Annotated in this window: 18 protein-coding genes, 3 pseudogenes and 1 riboswitch; of the genes and pseudogenes, 5 read left to right on the top strand and 16 right to left on the bottom strand. The window is 51.0% G+C overall.

Features of this window, described 5'->3' with window-relative positions:
• Window positions 1-30 precede the first annotated feature (30 nt).
• A complete protein-coding gene (gene mscL / locus NSS88_RS02070) occupies window positions 31-426 on the top strand; it encodes a large conductance mechanosensitive channel protein MscL (protein ID WP_063166175.1) in 396 nt (131 codons plus the stop codon).
• 82 nt (window positions 427-508) lie between these two features.
• On the opposite strand, the pseudogene NSS88_RS02075 reads toward mscL, so the two are convergent.
• The 13 genes and pseudogenes from NSS88_RS02075 to NSS88_RS02140 form a co-directional block, all read right to left on the bottom strand.
• Window positions 509-682: pseudogene (locus tag NSS88_RS02075) on the bottom strand (YjiH family protein); the annotation flags it as partial.
• Between the two features lie 525 nt (window positions 683-1,207).
• Window positions 1,208-1,384 (bottom strand): annotated as a pseudogene (locus NSS88_RS02085) (AraC family transcriptional regulator); the annotation flags it as partial.
• Between the two features lie 180 nt (window positions 1,385-1,564).
• Window positions 1,565-1,669: riboswitch (SAM riboswitch) on the bottom strand.
• Between the two features lie 50 nt (window positions 1,670-1,719).
• Window positions 1,720-3,504 (bottom strand): oligopeptide ABC transporter substrate-binding protein, encoded by a 1,785-nt coding sequence (gene opp4A / locus NSS88_RS02090; RefSeq protein ID WP_121649977.1) that lies wholly within the window; start codon window positions 3,502-3,504, stop codon window positions 1,720-1,722.
• A gap of 13 nt (window positions 3,505-3,517) precedes the next feature.
• Window positions 3,518-4,426, bottom strand: a complete 909-nt coding sequence (locus tag NSS88_RS02095) for an ABC transporter permease (RefSeq protein ID WP_049625311.1) — start codon at window positions 4,424-4,426, stop codon at window positions 3,518-3,520.
• Window positions 4,427-4,447: 21 nt separating this feature from the next.
• Complete coding sequence (gene opp4B / locus NSS88_RS02100) at window positions 4,448-5,416, bottom strand: oligopeptide ABC transporter permease (protein WP_121649976.1); 969 nt, start codon at window positions 5,414-5,416, stop codon at window positions 4,448-4,450.
• Between the two features lie 18 nt (window positions 5,417-5,434).
• Window positions 5,435-6,361 (bottom strand): ABC transporter ATP-binding protein, encoded by a 927-nt coding sequence (locus NSS88_RS02105; protein ID WP_061580709.1) that lies wholly within the window; start codon window positions 6,359-6,361, stop codon window positions 5,435-5,437.
• Window positions 6,348-7,373 (bottom strand): ABC transporter ATP-binding protein, encoded by a 1,026-nt coding sequence (locus NSS88_RS02110; RefSeq protein ID WP_033015554.1) that lies wholly within the window; start codon window positions 7,371-7,373, stop codon window positions 6,348-6,350. The genes NSS88_RS02105 and NSS88_RS02110 overlap by 14 nt, the downstream gene beginning before the upstream one ends.
• A gap of 166 nt (window positions 7,374-7,539) precedes the next feature.
• Window positions 7,540-7,711: pseudogene (locus NSS88_RS02115) on the bottom strand (transposase); the annotation flags it as partial.
• 85 nt (window positions 7,712-7,796) lie between these two features.
• Window positions 7,797-9,044, bottom strand: a complete 1,248-nt coding sequence (locus NSS88_RS02120; RefSeq protein ID WP_341082832.1) for an RNA-guided endonuclease InsQ/TnpB family protein — start codon at window positions 9,042-9,044, stop codon at window positions 7,797-7,799.
• 260 nt (window positions 9,045-9,304) lie between these two features.
• On the bottom strand, window positions 9,305-10,795 hold the full coding sequence (gene glpK / locus NSS88_RS02125; RefSeq protein WP_033015553.1) for a glycerol kinase GlpK: 1,491 nt from the start codon (window positions 10,793-10,795) through the stop codon (window positions 9,305-9,307).
• Between the two features lie 49 nt (window positions 10,796-10,844).
• Window positions 10,845-11,663 carry an MIP/aquaporin family protein gene (locus tag NSS88_RS02130; RefSeq protein WP_033015552.1) on the bottom strand — a complete coding sequence of 273 codons (819 nt, stop codon included), beginning with the start codon at window positions 11,661-11,663 and terminating at the stop codon, window positions 10,845-10,847.
• 206 nt (window positions 11,664-11,869) lie between these two features.
• Window positions 11,870-12,271: a sporulation protein gene (locus NSS88_RS02135; protein ID WP_055358700.1), complete on the bottom strand. Its 402-nt coding sequence runs from the start codon at window positions 12,269-12,271 to the stop codon at window positions 11,870-11,872.
• A gap of 194 nt (window positions 12,272-12,465) precedes the next feature.
• The gene (locus tag NSS88_RS02140) at window positions 12,466-12,717 is read right to left on the bottom strand and encodes a hypothetical protein (protein ID WP_033015581.1); all 252 of its coding nucleotides are present in this window, start codon (window positions 12,715-12,717) and stop codon (window positions 12,466-12,468) included.
• A 321-nt stretch (window positions 12,718-13,038) separates the two neighbouring features.
• On the opposite strand from NSS88_RS02140, the gene cspD reads away from it, so the two are divergent.
• Both cspD and NSS88_RS02150 read left to right on the top strand, forming a co-directional pair.
• Window positions 13,039-13,239: a cold-shock protein CspD gene (gene cspD / locus NSS88_RS02145; protein WP_033015550.1), complete on the top strand. Its 201-nt coding sequence runs from the start codon at window positions 13,039-13,041 to the stop codon at window positions 13,237-13,239.
• Between the two features lie 130 nt (window positions 13,240-13,369).
• On the top strand, window positions 13,370-13,639 hold the full coding sequence (locus tag NSS88_RS02150) for a DUF2564 family protein (protein ID WP_055358701.1): 270 nt from the start codon (window positions 13,370-13,372) through the stop codon (window positions 13,637-13,639).
• 477 nt (window positions 13,640-14,116) lie between these two features.
• On the opposite strand, the gene NSS88_RS02155 is transcribed toward NSS88_RS02150, so the two are convergent.
• Both NSS88_RS02155 and NSS88_RS02160 read right to left on the bottom strand, forming a co-directional pair.
• Window positions 14,117-14,332, bottom strand: coding sequence for a zinc-finger domain-containing protein (locus NSS88_RS02155; protein WP_011230850.1), 216 nt, complete (start codon window positions 14,330-14,332; stop codon window positions 14,117-14,119).
• Window positions 14,333-14,338: 6 nt separating this feature from the next.
• Complete coding sequence (locus NSS88_RS02160; protein WP_055358702.1) at window positions 14,339-15,004, bottom strand: ribonuclease H family protein; 666 nt, start codon at window positions 15,002-15,004, stop codon at window positions 14,339-14,341.
• Between the two features lie 232 nt (window positions 15,005-15,236).
• On the opposite strand from NSS88_RS02160, the gene NSS88_RS02165 reads away from it, so the two are divergent.
• Both NSS88_RS02165 and sspL read left to right on the top strand, forming a co-directional pair.
• Window positions 15,237-16,163, top strand: a complete 927-nt coding sequence (locus NSS88_RS02165; protein ID WP_055358703.1) for a DMT family transporter — start codon at window positions 15,237-15,239, stop codon at window positions 16,161-16,163.
• 102 nt (window positions 16,164-16,265) lie between these two features.
• Entirely contained in the window at window positions 16,266-16,403 is a 138-nt protein-coding gene (gene sspL / locus NSS88_RS02170) for a small, acid-soluble spore protein L (RefSeq protein WP_011230846.1), read from the top strand.
• Between the two features lie 37 nt (window positions 16,404-16,440).
• Here the strand turns inward: sspL and acnA are convergent, their stop codons facing one another.
• Window positions 16,441-19,161: an aconitate hydratase AcnA gene (gene acnA, locus NSS88_RS02175; RefSeq protein WP_061580668.1), complete on the bottom strand. Its 2,721-nt coding sequence runs from the start codon at window positions 19,159-19,161 to the stop codon at window positions 16,441-16,443.
• Window positions 19,162-19,320: the final 159 nt, after the last annotated feature.

The following is a 19,320-nucleotide window of genomic DNA, read 5'->3' on the forward strand; positions in this document are numbered from 1 at the left end:
GACGAACATTTTCTTCGGAAGGAGATGACCATGTGGAACGAGTTTAAAAAATTCGCCGTCCGCGGCAATGTCATCGATTTAGCCGTTGGGGTGATCATCGGCGGGGCGTTTGGCAAAATCGTTTCCTCGCTCGTCAATGACATCATCATGCCGCTTGTCGGGCTGATTCTAGGCGGCATCAATTTCAGCGATTTGTCTTGGAAAGTCGGCAAAGCGGAAGTGAAATATGGGGCGTTTATCCAAACAGTCGTCGATTTTTTGATCATCGCGTTTTCGATTTTCCTGTTTGTGAAATTGATCAACACGCTGTATGAACGGGTGAAAAAGCAGGAAGAGGTGAAGGAAACCGCACCGACGCTGACGAAAGAGGAGGAGCTATTGACAGAAATTCGCGATTTGTTAAAGCAGCAGCGGGAAACGACGTGAAAGCCTGTCTGGAAGATGGACAGGCTTTCATGGCGCTGAAACTTCTCAATCGGGTTGATGGAATGGCGGCGAACCCGAAAATCGCAGCCAACAGCGGTTCAGGGATTTGCAACAGAAGGGTGAATGGGTAGAACAGGTAACCCAACCAGTCAAACACCGGCGTATATTCAGCGAGCAACAGCCCGATCAGTCCGACTGACATAATGGACGGCAAAATGCCCATCATCATGATGAAGCCATCGCGCAAGTTCTCCCATGTTATGAGTAATGTTAAAAATGGTAAAAAATATTAAAGAAATATAATAAAAAACATTACTCTTTACTAAGATACGGATATCTTAGATGGCTGTAACACCACAGCCTCTACTCCATAGCTTTTGTTAAAAGCATTTGGAGATACTTTTTTAATTATTTGATAAGCTCCATTCACGTCTGCATTTATTAAAATCCCTTTATTGGATTTAAATAAACCTCTTTTAATTCTTCTGTTTTTATTATAATTTTCTTTGGTTGGAGCTTCTCCGTCTAAAAATGATGTTCCGCTTGTATAAGACTCTTCAGTTACTATTAACTTAATCCCAACTTCTTCACATGTCACGGATACAGTGGAAAAGCCGGTAGCGATGATCGCCGCTTCTTTCACGGTATATTTGCCTTCTTTGAACACTTTATTAGTGATCAATAACCCAATGGAGTAGCTGCCGACAAAGGAAGCGACGGCGTCGATCAAACGGCGGGCATCGACGGCTTTTGTCATTAAGAAAAAGGCGGTGCCTGGCAAGTGGAACAACCGATATAAAAATAAAATCAATTCTTGAACGATGCGATACAAGACGGGATTGTACAAAATGTCTTGAAAAATGCGCATATACTCCCGCTCGGTTCCGCCGCGGTCAAGGCCGTATGTTTTCATAAACCGGCGGATTTGTGCCAAGATGCTTGTCAGCCGCCGCCTTAGAGTCAAACCGGATGAGCTCCGCCTGCACACAGCGCATGACACAAACGGAGAACGCTGCGGCAGGGAGATGAGCGGCCATGCAAGCACGGAGCGAAACCGCCTCCTCCACTGTTTCTCCTTCACCTCCCATCGACAAAAACCCCCTTCGCCTCGGAATGAGGCGAAAGGGGTCATGAGCCGTTCTTATCATCCAAAGCGAAACCGCTTTGCGGGTGTTAGCACCTTGCCTGCGGCAGGTTGCTGTGGGGTCATCAAGCCCGTTCTCTCGCCCACTCTTGATAAGACGTATGCAATTTATCTTCTATCTTATCGTACATCATCAAAGGCAACAATCGTCATTGTTCGACTTCCGGTTGCTCGGACGTGACGCCGACATCTTTCCACGTCAGTTTCGAGCTCGGGTCAACCGTAAAGTTGGCGACGCGGTTGTTGACGGCATAAATGGACAAACCATACAACGTCGGGATGACCGGAACTTCTTCGTTCATCAGCTGTTGCCATTCACTGTAAATTTTCCGGCGATACTCCTTGTCAAACGCCTGCTCGGAATGGCCTTTTTCCAGCAGCTCATCATTTTTCTCGTTCACCCAACGCGAGTAGTTGAACATGGCGTTGCGGCCGTACAATCCGTACGGGTCGACGTCCGTTCCAGTTGACCAAGCGGCGGCGTAGACATCCACTTTCGGATCGTCTTTTTCGACCATATCGTAGAAGGAGTTGAACTCCGCCAAGCGTCCGTCTACAAGCTGAACATCGAGACCCACATCTTTCCAGCATTGCATATAAAATTTGGCCAGCGGTTCAGCGATGTCCCCACCGCTCATCGCCAAGAAGTTGATCTTGAATTTTTTGCCGTTTGGATCTTCGCGGAGGCCATCGCCATCCACATCTTTATATCCCGCTTCATCCAGCAATTGTTTCGCTTTTTCCGGATTGTACGTATACCCTTTGATGGAACTGTCATGATAGCCCGGGAACGACGGCGGAATGAGCGTGTTCGCCGGGAAGCGCAAACCATGATACAGGCGGTCGGCCACCTCTTGGTTGTTGATGGCGTACGCCATGGCTTGGCGCAGTTTTTTGTTTTGGAATTTCGGATTGTCCATTACGTTTTCCTGCTTTTTCGCATCCCAATGGCCGAGTTTAAAGCCGATATAGCTGTACGACAAACCCACTCTACCGATAAACTGAATGTTTTTCGTCCCTTTCGCGTTCAAATATTGGTCAGTCGGGAACCCAGCGACGTCAATTTCGCCTTTTTTCAGCGCTTGCAGGACGACTTGCGGGCTGACGACTTTCAAAATGACGCCTTCCAAGTTCGGTTTGCCAGCCCAGTAGTCATCATTGCGAACAAACTCTACCGACTCGCCCGGAACGATTTTCTTCACTTTAAACGGACCGAACCCGATCGGTTTTTTCCGGATTTTATCCGATTTCGCCAAGTCTTTGATCGGAATGTCTTTCAAGTAATGCTTCGGCAGCGGATACGCCCAAATGCCAGTCAACACCGACGGATTGGCCTGTTTCCATGTGATCGTCAACGTCTTTTTGTCGATGACTTTAATGCCGGAAATTTTATCCGCTTTGCCGCTGTGATATTCTTCCATCCCGACGATCCCTTGGATGAGCGCATCGCCATAGCGGACGCCGGTGTAATCTTTATGGCCGATGACCAAATACGCATACTCCAAGTCTTCAGCGGTCACCGGCTGGCCGTCATGCCAATTCACATTGTCTTTAATATGGATTGTCATCGTCTTTTTATCATCCGACAACTCATACGTGGCAGCCCCATCATTTGTAATTTCATAGTCACCGTTCGTCCGGAAAAGCGACTCGTCAAAAAATTGCAAAATCTCTGCGTCGGGCGCTCCGGTGTAGAATGCAGAGCTGAGCATCCCTTCAAACGGCGTATCGGACACAAGGCCGTATTTCAACACGCCGCCATCGATGATTTTCCCGTCGTTTTTCACCGTCATCGGGAATTTGCTGATGTCTTCCTTCTGAGCCGCCGGTTTTTCGTTATTGTTGCCCTTTCCGCTCGTTGTGTCGGATTTGCCCGTGCACCCGGCGAGCACGAGCAAGAGCGCGGCGAGAGCCGCCAGCCATTTTCTCTTCACATTTTCTTCCCCCTTATCCTAGTCGTTGTCTTGCATCAGCCGCACGTTTCAGCGCTTGGCCGATGAAATTTATGCACAGCATCATCACTAAAATAAGCAATGACGCAGGCAACCAAACCCACCATTTGTTTTGCAAAACATCCGGGTTGGTCGCATAGCTGACCAACGTCCCTAAGCTCGGCGTGCTCTCCGGCAGCCCGAAGCCAAGATACGTGAGCCCGGACTCGATGCCGATGTTGCCCGCCAAATTTAACGTCAAATTGACGATAATGATCGAGCTGAGGTTGGGCAAAATTTGAAAAATAATGATTTTCCAATCTGGCGTGCCGAGCGTTTTTGACGCGCTGACATAATCCAGCTCGCGCTCGGTCAGCGTTTTGGCGCGGATCAGCCGGGCTTTGCCCGTCCACAAAAACGCGCTCATGATCAAAATGAACGTCAATACATTATATTTAGGCACAATGGCGACAAAAACAATAACGAGCATCAAAAACGGCAGAACGAGAATAAAATCGATGATGCGCATAATGACATTGTCAATCCAGCCGCCGAAATAGCCGGCCACCAATCCGACAATGAGGCCGATCGCCCCAGTGATGAGCGTAATGGCCAGCCCGATCGTAAACGAATTGCGGGCGCCGATGATGAGCTGGCCAAACACGTCGCGCCCTCCGTAGTCTGTGCCAAGCCAGTGTTCCGCTGACGGCGGAGAATAGATGGAAAGAAAATCCACTTTCACGATTTCCTCTTGATCCAAAAAGAGCGACACGCCATAGACGATCGACAAAAGGATTCCTAAAATGATGAGCGAACCAAGCGCGAGCCGATCCCGAACCACCTCCCGCCACATGATCGAAAAGGCGGAAGGGCTTTTCTCGATGTTCGCTCCGGCCGGCGTTGGGCCGCTGATTTCCGCTTTCATGTCAGCTGTCTTCCTCCTTCCCTACTCAATCTGGATGCGCGGGTCGACCGCACTCAAAATGATGTCCGACAACAGCGTGCCCACCAGCGTCGCCAGGCCGGAAATCATGACGAGCGCCGTCACGACGCTGTAATCCCGCTGCATAATCGACTGCGAAAACAGCTGGCCAAGCCCCGGATAGCTGTAGATCGACTCCAAAAACACGGAACCGCCGACAAGCCCGGTGATCTCATACCCTAAAAACGCCGCGATCGGCAAAAACGAATTGCGCAAAATATGGCGCCAATAGATGTGCCGCTCCGGCACGCCTTTCGCCCGCGCCGTTTTCACGAAATCTTTCACTTTCGTATCGACGATTTCGCTGCGCAAATATTGAAGCGTAACGACCGTGTTGATGAGCGCTCCCGACAACGCCGGAAGCATGAGATGGTTCAATTTGCTTAAATAGTAAGCGAGCGTCCCTTCCTCGACCTGAACGTCCACGCTGCCGCCGGTTGGAAACCAGCCAAGGTGAAAACCGAAAATAAACAGCATGATCAAAGCAAAAATGAACATCGGCGTGGCAAACCCGAGATAGCTGTAGCCGACGATCAGCTTATCAGCCCATGTATCTGTCCATCGCCCCGACACGATGCCAAGCGGAATGGCAATCAGGTACGTCAAAATTAAAATCGCCGCCGACAGCAACACCGTATTCCCGATCCGTCCGGCCAGCAGATCAGTGACCGGCTGCTGGTGGATATAGGAAAGGCCGAGATCCCCTTGCAGCATGTTTTTCACCCAACGGATGTATTGAATATGTACCGGATCATTCAAGCCAAGTTTTTCCCGCATTTCCTCAAGCGTCTGCGGATCCATTTTCGGGTTGGCCGCCAGCTGCCCCGTCAGCGCATCGCCCGGCATCGCCTTCGCCAGCAAGAAAATGAGGACGCTCAGCAAAAACAATTGCGGAATCATAATGAGGATTCGCCGTAAAATAAATTTCAGCATCTTCCCGTCTCCCCCTCTTTACGGAATGGCCACCGAGTGCGTCGGCGAAATCGGCTTGAGCGGGTGAGCCCGGCCGTTTTCATCAAAATAGCGGGAATACGACTGCTCATATTCTTTTTCCACTTCGCGGCGAAGCGCCTCCTGCCGGCCGCGTTCGCGCGGATCGGCGTTCGGAATGGCGGAGAGCAGACGTTTCGTATAAATATGTTGAGGATTCGTAAAAATCTCCTCGCTCGTCCCTTCCTCCACGAGCCGGCCGCGGTACATAATGCCGATGCGGTCGCACATATGCCGAATGATCCCTAAATCATGGCTGATGAACAAATACGTCAGCCCGTACTCCTGCTGGATTTCTCTCATGAAATTCAACACTTGCGCCTGCACCGACACATCAAGCGCCGACACCGGCTCATCGGCGATGATGAGCTTCGGATTGAGCGTGAGCGCCCGCGCAATGCCGATGCGTTGGCGCTGTCCGCCGGAAAATTCATGCGGATATTTGTAAATCGACTCCGCGCTCAAGCCGACCCGCTCTAAAACGTATTGCACCTTCTGCCGCTCCTCTTGCGGGGACAGGCGTTCAAAATTGCGGAGCGGCTCGGCGACAATGTCGAGCACACGTTTGCGCGGATTGAGCGAAGAATACGGATCTTGGAAAATCATCTGGATGTCTTTCCGATACGGATGAAACTCGCGGCGGCGAAGCTTTGTCAAATCCGTCCCTTCAAACAGCACTTCCCCGGCCGTGGCGCGGATCAAACCGATAATCGTGCGCCCTGTCGTCGTCTTGCCGCAGCCGGACTCGCCGACGAGCCCGTACGTTTCCCCTTTGTTCAGCGTGAAACTGACATCGTCCACCGCGCGGACATGGTCGACCACCCGGCGAAAAAAACCGCCGCGCACCGGATAGTATACTTTCAAATGGTTGACGTTAAGAAGCGCCATAGCCGATTCCACCTACCGTTTGATCATCGGGAAAATAAAAATGTTGGTAACATGTGCAACGCACCCAGTGCCCCGGCTCCACTTCCCGCAACTTCGGATCCGATTCGTGCTTATCCGCCCCAATCCAGCTGATGCGCGGCTGGAAGCGGCAGCCGCGCCGCGGCAGTTTATGCAGCGGCGGAACGATCCCTTGGATGACGTGGAGTCGTTCCTTTTTCGTCTGCGCAGACGGGATCGACTGCAACAATGAGCGAGTGTATGGATGAAGCGGACGGTGAAAAATGGTATCGACGTCCGCTAACTCAACGATTTCCCCAGCATACATGACCGCCACACGGTCCGCCATTTCCGCCACCACCCCCAAATCATGCGTGATTAAAATAATGCTCGTTTTCATTTGCTGCTGCAACTCTTTGAGCAGCCCTATGATCTGCGCCTGAATCGTCACATCAAGCGCCGTTGTCGGTTCATCGGCGATGAGCAGGGCGGGCTCGCAGGCGATGGCGATCGCGATGACGACCCGCTGCCGCATCCCCCCGGACAACTCGTGCGGATAACGGTGGTACACCTTTTCCGGCTCCGGAATGCCGACTTTGCGAAGCAAAACGATCGTTCGCTTCTTTTTTTCGGCTGCTGACAGCCGCAGATGGTAATCCATGCTTTCTTCGATCTGCCGGCCGACCGTCATGAGTGGATTGAGCGCCGTTAACGGATCCTGAAAGATCATCCCGATTTCTTTGCCGCGGATGCGATTGAGTTCGGCAACGGAGAGCGACAGCAAATTTGTCCCTTTAAAGTGCAGGCGCCCCTCAATTTTTGTCTTTTCGGGCGGGTGGAGACCCATGATCGACAAAGCGAGTGCGCTTTTGCCGCAACCCGACTCCCCGACGAGAGCGACGACTTCGTTCTCTCCGATCGCCAGCGAAACGTCGTCGACCGCCGCATAATAGTCATCACCGATGCGGAAAGAGACTCGCAGCTCCTCAATTTCCAATAACGTTTGCTTTGCCAATGTGTCCTTCTCCCTTTTGTTAGTATTACTAAATTTTAGGCTATATATAATATTTAGATAATATTCTATCATTTTTTTTTGTAAATTCAATTAGTATTCTATCATTTTTTTTCGTAAATTCAATATTTATAGAAAGGTTCATCACCAAAAGTTGTACTTGCACCTGTCATGAAAGTATGTTAGCTGTTTCTAGCCGAACCCGCCATGCAAAACGCTGGATATTTCTGTGTCCGTATCCCCGACGTTTCATCAGCTTGATCTTGTTATTTGTTCCCTCCATTTTCCCGTTTGAATAAGGGGATTAAAATGCACGATATGATTTCGTCTGTTCGTTTCAACCACTATTTTTTGGACAGTGAACTACCCCCACTTAATTTTCTAGCGAAAATTTGAAGTGGGGGCTTCCAAAGAAGTTTGACTGCTTCAAGCAATCCTTATTCTTTGAGGCGTGTCCACTTCGCCGCTAGAGCATAAGACACTCAGGTCTACAGCTTTACTTTTCTTTAAGATGTTTAATGCGCCATTGACATCAGCATTCATTAGTTTGCCAGACTTTGTTCGATACAAGCCGCGCTTAATACGTTTGCCGCTGAACTTATATTCTTTTGGATTGTCGGCATTATATTCAGGAATCTCATCGCCGTCAAAAAAGCTGGCTTGAGACGTATAGGATTCTTCCTGTTTCAAGAATTCAATGCCGTAAAATTTACAAAGATATTCTAGTTTTTCTTTTATGTTACCGAGAGGAATATTGACAAAGTTTTGATTTGTCTTTTTTCCTAGATTCATATTGCGTTGCCATGTTTCCGCATAGCCAATGACAAGTTTGCCAATTTGATTTTCAATACAGTAGTTAATGATGTAACGGCAAGTCTTGTTGATATAATCATTCACTTTATTATTGCGATTCATAGCAAGCAAAGCCTGTTTACGAGTGGTGCCTTTGATTTTTTGCTTATCTTTTATGCTTTGAAGTCTGGCATTTTCTTTGTTAAACCATTGATTGATACTTTTTAATCTCCGCCCATCAATGATGAATGATCTGCCGTCTGATGTGACACAAGTGGCAAGATTGTTTAATCCTAAATCAATGGCCAGTGCTTTTTGGTCGTTTAATTCTCTTTGATCTTCAGGCATTTCATATTTGTACTGAATCTCAAAGAACCTGGCATGATGCTTAGGAATGATTTCAATCTGCTTAATCTTTTTGTCCAGTAACACAGGCGGAATCGTTATCGTGATAGGCTTGTGAGTCTTTTTAAATAGGCGAGAATACGGTATCGTGAATTTGTTGCCGTCTATACGAATCTGGCCAATGATCAGTGAATGAAAGCCATCTTTTTTAAGATATTTTGGAATACTGATAGCCTTGTGGTCATATTTTCCTTGTTTGGCAAGACTGATCAAACCAAAGAAAGATTTAAAGGCTTCATTGACCTTTTTTAAAATTTGCTGTGCCATGTTGCTGTTTAACAGCTTATAGTTTTCGTTAGTTTTTGCAAGATGATAATTTTTCTCATAATTAAGAAATTCCTTGTGTTCAAAATAGTATTGTCTGACATTGTACAATCCGACGTTGTACATGTTCTTGGCAATATGGCACAGTTCTCGAAGAGTCAAGTATTCTTCTTTGGTCAAACCATTTAGCTGTTGTTTGATACAAAAATACATTTTTTCACCTCCCATCTAACTATATTATACTATATTTTACTGAATCTATCCTATTTTCAGCAAAATATAGTTAAGGCGATTCATCTCCCACTTACTCCGCTTCGCTTCGTTGAAGTGGGAGTCTTCTCGCCTAATTAAGATAAATAAGCAGATGCTCCACGAAAGGAACATCTGCCTAAGCAATGAACAAAAAAGTGGAAAAGGACACAGCTTGACCGCGGCCGCCCATTTACGATCGATTATTGCTTTGTTCCCTATAGTTATTTAAACGCCATCGCCGCCCGCACCGCTTTTTTCCAGCCATCGTAGAGCATCGTTCGCTTGTCGTCATCCATCTTCGGCTCAAACCGGCGCTCGAGTTGCCATTGGGCGGCGATGTCATCTCGGCTGTTCCAGTAGCCGACCGCCAGCCCGGCCAAATACGCCGCACCCAAGGCCGTCGTTTCATTCACAACCGGACGTTCGACCGGAACGGCAAGCAAATCGCTCTGGAATTGCATAAGGAAATTGTTTTTCACCGCCCCGCCGTCAACGCGCAACGTGGTCAGCGAGATGCCGGAATCGGCTTCCATGACGGCGAGCACATCTTTTGTCTGGTAAGCAAGCGATTCCAAGGTGGCCCGGATGAAATGCTCTTTCGTTGTGCCGCGCGTGAGGCCAAACACCGCCCCGCGCACCTCGCTGTCCCAATACGGCGTGCCAAGCCCGATGAACGCCGGTACGACATACACCCCGTCGGTCGACTCGACTTTTTCGGCATACGCTTCGCTGTCCGCCGCCGTTTTGATCATCCGCAAGCCGTCGCGCAGCCATTGAATGGCTGAACCGGCGACGAAGATGCTGCCTTCAAGGGCGTATTCGACCTTGCCGTCTATTCCCCAAGCGATCGTCGTGAGCAGCCCGTGTTTTGACGCGACCGCCTTTTCCCCGGTGTTCATGAGCATAAAGCAGCCGGTGCCGTACGTATTTTTCGCCATCCCTTCCGTAAAGCACGCCTGCCCGAACAAGGCCGCCTGCTGGTCGCCTGCGGCTCCCGCGATCGGCACCTCGACGCCAAAGAAGTGATAAGGGGCGGTTTTCGCGTACACTTCCGACGACGGCCGAACCTCAGGAAGCATCGCCTTCGGTACGCCTAGGATATCAAGCAGCTCGTCATCCCACTCGAGCGTATGAATGTTAAACATTAATGTGCGCGACGCGTTCGAGTAATCGGTTACATGGACGCGGCCGCCAGACAGCTTCCAAATGAGCCACGTATCGATCGTGCCGAAAAGCAATTCGCCGCGCTCCGCCCGTTCGCGCGCTCCGTCGACATGATCCAAAATCCATTTCACTTTTGTCCCGGAAAAATAGGCGTCAATAAGCAAGCCGGTTTTTTTGCGGAATAGCGGGTCATACCCTTTCGCTTTCAGTTCATCGCAAATGCCGGCCGTCTGCCGCGACTGCCAGACGATGGCGTTGTAAATCGGGTTGCCGGTGTCTTTCTCCCACACCACCGTCGTCTCCCGCTGGTTCGTAATCCCGATCCCTGCCACTTGTTCCGGCTTCACTTGCGCTTCGGACAAGACGCTGGCAATGACCGCAAGCACCGATCCCCAAATTTCATTGGCGTTGTGCTCAACCCAGCCGGGCTGCGGAAAATATTGCGTAAACTCTTTTTGCGCCATATGGACGATTTCGCCCTTTTGATTGAACAAAATCGCGCGCGAGCTCGTTGTGCCTTGGTCGATGGCTAACATGTATTGATTCATAACCTTCTTCCCCCTTCTCCTTGATGAGCTTGCAATCCCCATATGCCAGCTACAGAGAACGGCGGCTTGTGGCGCTCACTGTCTTTCCGTTTGTCATCTTCGCCGCCGCCAAAACGGCTGCCGTTGCCGCCAGCACTCCCCATAATGCGCCTGACGGTTTTCCCAAGAAAACAGCTTTATACACCAAACTGCCTAGCGCGCCGCCAAGCAGCGGTCCGACGATCGGCACCCATGCGTACGACCAGTTTGATGATCCTTTCCCTGGGATGGGCAGCAAAAAGTGGGCCAACCGAGGCCCAAAGTCGCGGGCCGGATTAATGGCGTATCCCGTAGTGCCGCCGAGCGACAGGCCGATCGCCACGATCAAAAAACCAACGACAAACGGATTAAGCCCATCGGCGAACTGGTTGGCGCCAATGGCCAAGATGGCCAACACCAACACAAACGTGCCGATGATCTCGCTAAGCAAGTTGGCAGCCGCATTCGGCACGGCCGGACCTGTCGCAAACACGCCAAGCTTGACGCCCGGGTCGTCCGTTTCTTTCCAATGCGGCCAATAGTGGAGGTAGACAATGACCGCTCCCATGACGGCTCCAAGCACTTGCGCCGTAATATAGCCCGGCACGTCTTTCCACGGAAAATCACCGGCGAGCGCCAACGCGACTGTCAGCGCTGGATTGAGATGGGCGCCGCTATACTGGCCGACAGCGTATGCGGCCACGGCCACCGCCAACCCCCACCCCATCGTAATAACAATCCAGCCGGAGTTGGCCGCGTATGATTTTTTCAAGTTGACCCCGGCGCATACACCCGCGCCGAAAATGATGAGCAGTGCCGTGCCGATGAGCTCCCCTAAAAATGGCGACATTTGTTCTCTTCCCCCTTTTCTTCATTTCGTGATTTCTTCTTCCATTTCCTGTTTGTCCAGCCCCTCCGGAGAATGAACCGTTGGGCGAAAAAGCAAAAACCCGCACACTTCCCGCCCATCAACGAGGAATATGTGTGGGTCTCCGCTTCTCCACCACAACGTATTAACTTGCTTTTAGCATATCATCTGTTGAAAACGCTGTCAAACTATTTTTTCGGCAAAATTTGCACGTAATCGAAGTCGAGCGTATCGACCGCGTCTTCGATATGAAGGCGGGTGATGAACCGGTACGACCGGCCGGGGCGCGATGGCGGAAAGGTTTCCGGAATCGTGTAGGAAAACGGGATTTCCTTTTTCTCGCTCGGCTTGATCAAAAACGCTCCGGCCGCCGGAATGACGGCGACAATGGCATCCAGTTCCTTGCTGTTTTCGATTGTTTTTTGCACGAGCTCCACATCGAGCCGCTCGATCCTTTGTTCCACCGTTCCGCCGTAAATGTGGACGATCCCTTGAATCATTTCCCCCTGGCGCCATAACGATTTATTTAAGATCAAGTCGACGTGCGCCGACCCGACTCCGACTCTTGACATCATTTTGCGCAATAACACCGTAGTCACCTCTTTGTCTCTCTTGTCATATCATCATACGAAAAAACGAAGCTGCTTGTTTCAACGCGAGCCAAAAAATAAACAGACGATGCTGGCGCGGCACGTCTGACCCTGGGAGAAACAAGGACGAATGCGGCTTGTTTTGTTACCGCTTACATTAGAGATTACCGCATTCGCCTTCCGCTGTCAATTGGTTATTCGTACACATTTTCGTTTTCGATAATGTAATCGATTCGAATGACCGGGACGTCCTGTTGCTCGACTTCCGCGACAATCAAGCCGACGCGGTCATTATAGATGCAAAACATATCCTGCCCTTTGCGAAACGCCGACTCTCCGTACGAAAGAACCATGTGGTAAATTTTATTGTCGCTGAAATAGCGGAGGCTGACCCGGTTGCCCAATCGAACGATCACTTCTTTTCCCGCGATTTTTCCGCGGTACATCCGCTTCTCCCCCTTTTCGTCGTTCCTATTCCAATGTATGGCCGTTGTTGCCCGCTCATGACTTTTTTCTCCCCAGCGGCCCGTTTTCCTTTTCAACGCATTGTTTTTCGGGCCAGCAAACAACTTTTTTCGGAAATTTCCTTTCTTTTGCTTGACGCGGCCACCCGCGGTAGTGTATAGTAAAGTCATCACATAACAGAATATATTTCAGGCATTCAACATGAAGACGCATCTTGGATGGCTGTGAAGTATATTTTGTTATTTGATAAAAATCTTGAGGTTAGCCGAACAGGCTAAAGGTATTAGGAGGAATTCAGCATTATGCAACGTGGTAAAGTAAAATGGTTTAACAACGAAAAAGGCTATGGTTTCATCGAAGTGGAAGGCGGTTCGGACGTATTCGTTCACTTCACGGCGATCCAAGGTGAAGGGTTCAAATCGTTGGAAGAAGGCCAAGAAGTTTCGTTTGAAATCGTACAAGGAAACCGCGGACCGCAAGCAGCGAACGTTGTCAAATTATAAGACTTCGTTGACATAGACGAGAGAACGGGAGCGGAAAGAAAGGCATCCTGCACCATCGCAGGATGCCTTTTTCATTTGATTGGCATAAATTTCACCAAGCGGCAAACAATAAAGAAAAGGAGGTGTTCATATGGTCAGACGCGATACCGACGTACATACGGGATACAACGATGTAAAGCAAGTGGAAATGTTCGTCGAAACGGCGGAGAAAATGGTCGGCCAGGCGACGATGCAGCTCGACCCCGAGATGCTTCGCCATGCCGAACAAGCGGTGAAAAACGCCCGCGACCAACTTGCGCGCGCCCGCCAAGAAGCAACGGGCGTCGACGGTGATTTTCTCGCCCGTTGCGAACAAACATTGGCCCGCGCCGAACACCAGCTTCGCGAGGCGCGGCAATAACAGCAAAACGATATATATAGATGCAACGAAATCGTTTAACATATCCTTGACGGAAAAGTGGCTCATCCATTTTTGACTGTCGAAGGCAAGCCTATGGCTTGCCTCCGTCACGCTTTAGCGTGACGGAAGACCGAACAACGACTCGCTTAAAGACCCATTCATGGGGCTGAAAGCGGTGTTTGTTCGGTCGTTCGACAGTCGATCCAATGCTCAGTAAAAGCTACAAATTTAAATTGCATCTATTAAGGCGGAGGACAAAAAGCGATTTCCTTTTGGAGTGAAAAGAAGAACTGCTTTTGAGGTTTCTCCATGTTAAAACGTATGTTCTGTCAATCACCGGCCTTCGCAGCGCATCCGCTTCCTCCGTTTAAACGCCAAAGCTTGCCTGGTCGCAGCCGGCGCCGCCCCAGGCCCGCGAAAGCGCAGATTGGGGCTCCTATCGCCCGCACCAACCGCCTCTTAAAAAAAATTCCTTCATTACCGACGCGAACGCGGCGGCGCTGATAGAAGCATCTCCCCGTACTGCCGCATTTGTTCCCCGACCGTGCATTGCTGGATGCAAAACGATTGGGCGTACGTTTTGCCGTACTCTTTCCGGAACGTGCTTTTTAAAAAGCAGCCATCGCAGTACGTTTCCTCCAGCCAAGCGATTTGGTCCAATATTTCTTTGCGTCGGTTCCGCTTCTTTCCCATACGACCTTACCCTTTCCCTGTCAATTCCGTTCGGCTTGTGATGATCTGCCCTTCAAGCGCCTGGCGGGCGAGCGAATCCGCCTCTTTATTTTGTTTGCGCGAAATCGGCTCGTACGCCGGTTCGATGTGAAGCTCACGCATTTTCGCTTCAATGCGGTCAAGCCAGATGTTGAAATCATCCTCAAAACACGGCCAATCGCCGGACAGTTGCTTTAACACGACGTGGGAGTCGCCGCGGAACGTCACCGGCAAATGATGGACGCCAAGTTCCTCGAGCAGCTGCATGACAAACCAAAACGCCGCATACTCTGCCTCATTATTGGATTTGATTTCGCCGATCCGGCGGTTGGCGCGCAACCGGTAGCGATGATCGTTTTGCTTATAGTATACGACCGCGCCGGCGCCGCCTTGGGACGTCTCATGGTCAAAGCCGCCGTCGAAATACACAACGATCTCATGCGGCTCGCCGGCGATCTCCTCAAGCAGCTTTTGCAGCTCTTTTTTTGACCACACCGTGCCGTTTCGATCGACGAACTCCACTGTTTTCGTTCGCCCGGTTTTTTCAAAATCATCCGCCAAAGCGAGCGCCTTTTTGGCATCGACCCAATCGGAGACAAGAAACGCCTCTTGTTTTTTCGGCGTGATATACGTCCAGTGGATTTGTACGTCCAACGCATTATCACCCTTCCGCGTGGCGATGATCGGAGCTGGTTTTTATTTTACCACACTTGCGCCCTTGTTCATTACCTAATATTATGCGCAATTTCTTCTTGTATCAACCATTTTGCCGCAGGCGCCCATCTTTTTTCCAAAATATCTATCTTTTTCGGCCTACTTGTGGTACACTAGCGGCTAGCACCCAAAATGAGATGGGGCGCAAGCATATGAAGAGGGAGGATTCGAATTGAAGCGTCAAACCATAGCCGATCTGAGTCTGCTCATGGTGACGTTCGTCTGGGGGGCGACGTTCGTCGTCGTCCAAAATGCCATTTCGTTTTTGGAGCCGTTGTCGTTTAACGCCGTTCGCTTCAGTTTGGCCGGCTTGTTGCTTCTCGCTTGGATGGCTGCCGCTTCCCGCCCACTCTTCGGCCAGTTGTCATGGCGAGTCATCGGCGCTGGAGCGTGGATGGGGCTATGGCTGTTTTGCGGCTACGCATTCCAAACGATCGGACTGTTGTATACCACTTCCTCGAAAGCTGGCTTTATTACCGGACTGAGCGTTGTGCTCGTTCCATTGTTTTCCTTTTTGATTTTAAAGCAAAAACCGTCTGTGAATGCGGTCGTTGGAGCGGCACTTGCCGCGTTCGGCCTGTATTGGCTGACAGGGGGAGCGGAGCTGTCGTTCAATCAGGGCGATTTCTTTGTCTTTCTTTGTGCTGTTTCCTTTGCCATGCACATTATCGTCACCGGCCGCTATTCCTCTCAGCATTCGACGATGCTGTTGACCATGGTGCAAATTTTTACCGTCGGCATCCTCTGTTTCTTCTTTGCCTTTTGGTTTGAAGACGCTGCGCAAATGTGGAATATGGCGGTGCTCCGCCGCCCGGAAGTATGGGGGGCGCTCGCTGTGACATCGTTGTTGGCGACGACCGCGGCGTTTCTCATCCAAACGGCGGTGCAAAAATATACGACTCCCGCCCATGTCGCGCTGATTTTCGCCATGGAGCCGGTGTTCGCCGCTTTGACCGCCTACCTTTGGGCTGGAGAGCGGCTGTCGCCATCGGCCTGGCTTGGCGGCGCTGCGATTTTGGCCGGCATGATTTTCGCCGAACTGCCAAGCATGCGCCTCTGGGGCAGACGGTGGCGGGAAAAGCGGAACATCCCATCGTAGCCGCAACGATTGCTCTTAGCGAAAAACAGTGAAGCTTTCCTCCTTTGCTTATATTTTGACCAAGGGCGGCCATACTATCCGTAAAGAGCGGAGGTGAGAGCAATGACCAAAAACGGCGGCCGAAACCGCGGGACGAAGGCGCCGGGCGTCAACCCGCAAGGCTTTGGCCAAGACGGAACGTTCACCCCGGATCCAAAAAGCAAGCTTGAGAACGCAGCGAAAAAGCTCAACACAAAATAAAAGCAGGCTTCCCGATATGGGAGCCTGCTTTTTGTCGTTATTGTTTCACTTTCGCCAATTTTTCGCGCAACACCATTTGCAAAATGCCGCTGTGGCGATAGTAGTCGATTTCGACTTCGCTGTCAAAGCGGACGATGACCTCAAATTCTTTCTTCTCACCCGTATCCGGGTTCGTTGCCGTCACTTTGACGAGATCGCGCGGTTTAACGTTTTCATCGATGTGAATGTCGAACACTTCTTTACCCGTCAAGCCGAGCGTCTCCGCATTTTCGCCTTCTTTAAATTGCAGCGGCAGGACGCCCATCAAAACGAGGTTCGAGCGGTGGATACGCTCAAAGCTTTCGGCGATGACCGTTTTAATGCCGAGCAAGAACGTCCCTTTCGCCGCCCAGTCGCGCGAGCTGCCCATGCCGTAGTCTTTGCCGGCGATGACGACAAGCCCAGTGCCGTCTTGTTTGTATCTCATGCACGCATCGTACATCGACATCACTTCGCCGGTCGGCCAGTACGTCGTATAGCCGCCTTCCGTGCCCGGCGCGATTTGGTTGCGGATGCGGATGTTCGCAAACGTGCCGCGCATCATCACTTCATGGTTGCCGCGCCGCGAACCGTACGAGTTGAAATCTTTCGGCTCGACGCCTTTTGAAATCAAATATTGACCTGCCGGCGTGTTTTTGCCGATCGACCCAGCTGGCGAGATGTGGTCGGTCGTGACCGAGTCGCCGAACTTGCCGACGACACGCAAGCCGGTGAGCGGTTCGACTTTGCGCACATCCGGCGACAAGCCTTCAAAGAACGGCGGATTTTGAATGTACGTCGAGTTTTCATCCCATTGATAGAGCGGCTCGTCCGTCGTTTCGATCGCATTCCAACGCGGGTTTCCGTCGAACACGCGCTCATATTCTTTGCGGAACAGTTCCGGATCGACCGCCTGTTTGACGACGTCTTTCACTTCTTCCATCGACGGCCAAATGTCGCGGAAATAGACGTCGTTTCCGTCTTTGTCTTTGCCAATCGGCTCGTTAAGCAAGTCAATGTCGACCGTGCCGGCGAGCGCATAGGCGACAACAAGCGGCGGCGATGCCAAATAGTTGCCTTTGACAAGCGGGTGGATGCGGCCTTCAAAGTTCCGGTTGCCGGACAAGACGCTTGTGACAAGCAAGTCGCTTTCCGCAAGCGCTTTTTCAAGCTCCGGCGCAAGCGGACCTGAGTTGCCGATGCATGTCGTGCAGCCGTAGCCGACGATGTTGAAGCCGAGCTGCTCAAGATACGGAAGCAAGCCCGAATCGCGCAAATAGCCGGTGACGACTTTCGAGCCCGGCGCAAGCGACGTTTTCACGTATTTCGGCACTTGCAAGCCTTTCTCGACCGCTTTTTTCGCCACTAAGCCGGCGGCGACGAGAACGTACGGGTTGGATGTATTGGTACAGCTCGTGATCGCCGCGATGACGACCGCACCCGTTTTCAATTTCACTTGTTCGCCGTTTAACTCGACCGTAATTTCCCGCTCCAAATCCGCTTCCGTCAAACCAAAGCCTTGGTTGCCTTGCGGCGCTTTCACCGCATCGCGGAACGACTGTTTCATTTTCGAGAGCGGAATCAAGTCTTGCGGCCGTTTCGGGCCAGACAAATTCGTTTCAATTTCCGACAAGTTGATTTCCACAACATCCGTAAACACCGGCTCCGGTGCATCCGGCGTGTAGAACAGACCGTTCGCTTTGCAATACGCTTCGACGACTTGAACGTGATGTTCGTCGCGGCCGGTCAAACGCAAGTAGTCAAGCGCTTCGGCGTCAACCGGGAAGAAGCCGCACGTCGCCCCGTATTCCGGCGCCATGTTGGCGATCGTCGCCCGGTCGGCAAGCGGCAAAGTCGCCACTCCTGGTCCGAAAAATTCAACGAATTTGCCGACGACGCCTTTTTTCCGCAGCACTTGCGTCACCTTAAGCGCCAGGTCAGTCGCCGTCGCTCCGTCCGGCAGCTTGCCTGTCAAACGGACGCCGATGACTTCCGGAACCGGGAAATACGACGGCTGGCCGAGCATGCCGGCTTCCGCTTCAATACCGCCGACTCCCCAACCGAGGACGCCGAGGCCGTTGATCATCGTCGTATGCGAGTCCGTGCCGACAAGCGTATCCGGGAACGCCTCGTATTCGCCGTTTTCTCCTTCGACCGCGTGAACGACGCTTGCCAAATATTCCAAGTTTACTTGGTGGACGATCCCCGTTGCCGGCGGAACGGCACGATAGTTGTTAAACGCTTTTTGCGCCCATTTCAAAAATTTGTACCGTTCGGCGTTCCGTTTGAATTCCAAATCCATGTTGTACTCTAGCGCATCGTCCGACCCGTAGCGGTCGACTTGCACCGAGTGGTCGATGACGAGATCGACCGGAATTTCCGGGTTGATTTCGTACGGGTCGCCGCCTAGATCCGCCATCGCTTTGCGCATCGAAGCCAAATCAACGACAGCCGGCACGCCCGTGAAGTCTTGCAAAATGACGCGCGACGGCTTAAACGGCACGTCGATGTCCTTCATCTCGGGCGTTCCCCATTTCGCCAAGTTTTCGACGTGCTCTTTCGTAATGACGCGCCCGTCGACTTGGCGGAGCACCGATTCAAGCAACACTTTGATCGAGTACGGCAGGCGGCTCACCTGGCCGATTCCCGCTTCTTCAAGCGCTTGCAAATGGTAATAATTGTATTTTTTACCGTTGACTTCGAATGAAGAACGGGCGTTGAACACATCTTGTTTCGCCATATGTATAACCCCCTTCGCTTCACAATAATACTATACTATTTTTTCGCACAAAAGTCGAAAAAATAGCATGAATTCTCCCAATCCCCATAAAGTTCGGCACGACTTTATCTTATTATAGAACAGCACAAGTTGTAAATAATGATTTCCAGTGTCTCACGG

The sequence above is a fragment of the Geobacillus sp. FSL W8-1251 genome, assembly GCF_038005945.1.
GTDB lineage: Bacteria > Bacillota > Bacilli > Bacillales > Anoxybacillaceae > Geobacillus > Geobacillus stearothermophilus.

Bases quoted from the DNA above. Each gene is read 5' to 3' on its own strand.
- NSS88_RS02130 (WP_033015552.1), bottom strand. From the start codon at position 11,663: ATGTCGCCATTTTTAGGGGAGCTCATCGGCACGGCACTGCTCATCATT.
- glpK (WP_033015553.1), bottom strand. From the start codon at position 10,795: ATGAATCAATACATGTTAGCCATCGACCAAGGCACAACGAGCTCGCGC.
- mscL (WP_063166175.1), top strand. From the start codon at position 31: ATGTGGAACGAGTTTAAAAAATTCGCCGTCCGCGGCAATGTCATCGAT.
- NSS88_RS02155 (WP_011230850.1), bottom strand. From the start codon at position 14,332: ATGGGAAAGAAGCGGAACCGACGCAAAGAAATATTGGACCAAATCGCT.
- sspL (WP_011230846.1), top strand. From the start codon at position 16,266: ATGACCAAAAACGGCGGCCGAAACCGCGGGACGAAGGCGCCGGGCGTC.
- NSS88_RS02120 (WP_341082832.1), bottom strand. From the start codon at position 9,044: ATGTATTTTTGTATCAAACAACAGCTAAATGGTTTGACCAAAGAAGAA.
- acnA (WP_061580668.1), bottom strand. From the start codon at position 19,161: ATGGCGAAACAAGATGTGTTCAACGCCCGTTCTTCATTCGAAGTCAAC.
- NSS88_RS02095 (WP_049625311.1), bottom strand. From the start codon at position 4,426: ATGAAAGCGGAAATCAGCGGCCCAACGCCGGCCGGAGCGAACATCGAG.
- NSS88_RS02140 (WP_033015581.1), bottom strand. From the start codon at position 12,717: ATGTACCGCGGAAAAATCGCGGGAAAAGAAGTGATCGTTCGATTGGGC.
- opp4B (WP_121649976.1), bottom strand. From the start codon at position 5,416: ATGCTGAAATTTATTTTACGGCGAATCCTCATTATGATTCCGCAATTG.
- cspD (WP_033015550.1), top strand. From the start codon at position 13,039: ATGCAACGTGGTAAAGTAAAATGGTTTAACAACGAAAAAGGCTATGGT.
- NSS88_RS02105 (WP_061580709.1), bottom strand. From the start codon at position 6,361: ATGGCGCTTCTTAACGTCAACCATTTGAAAGTATACTATCCGGTGCGC.
- NSS88_RS02150 (WP_055358701.1), top strand. From the start codon at position 13,370: ATGGTCAGACGCGATACCGACGTACATACGGGATACAACGATGTAAAG.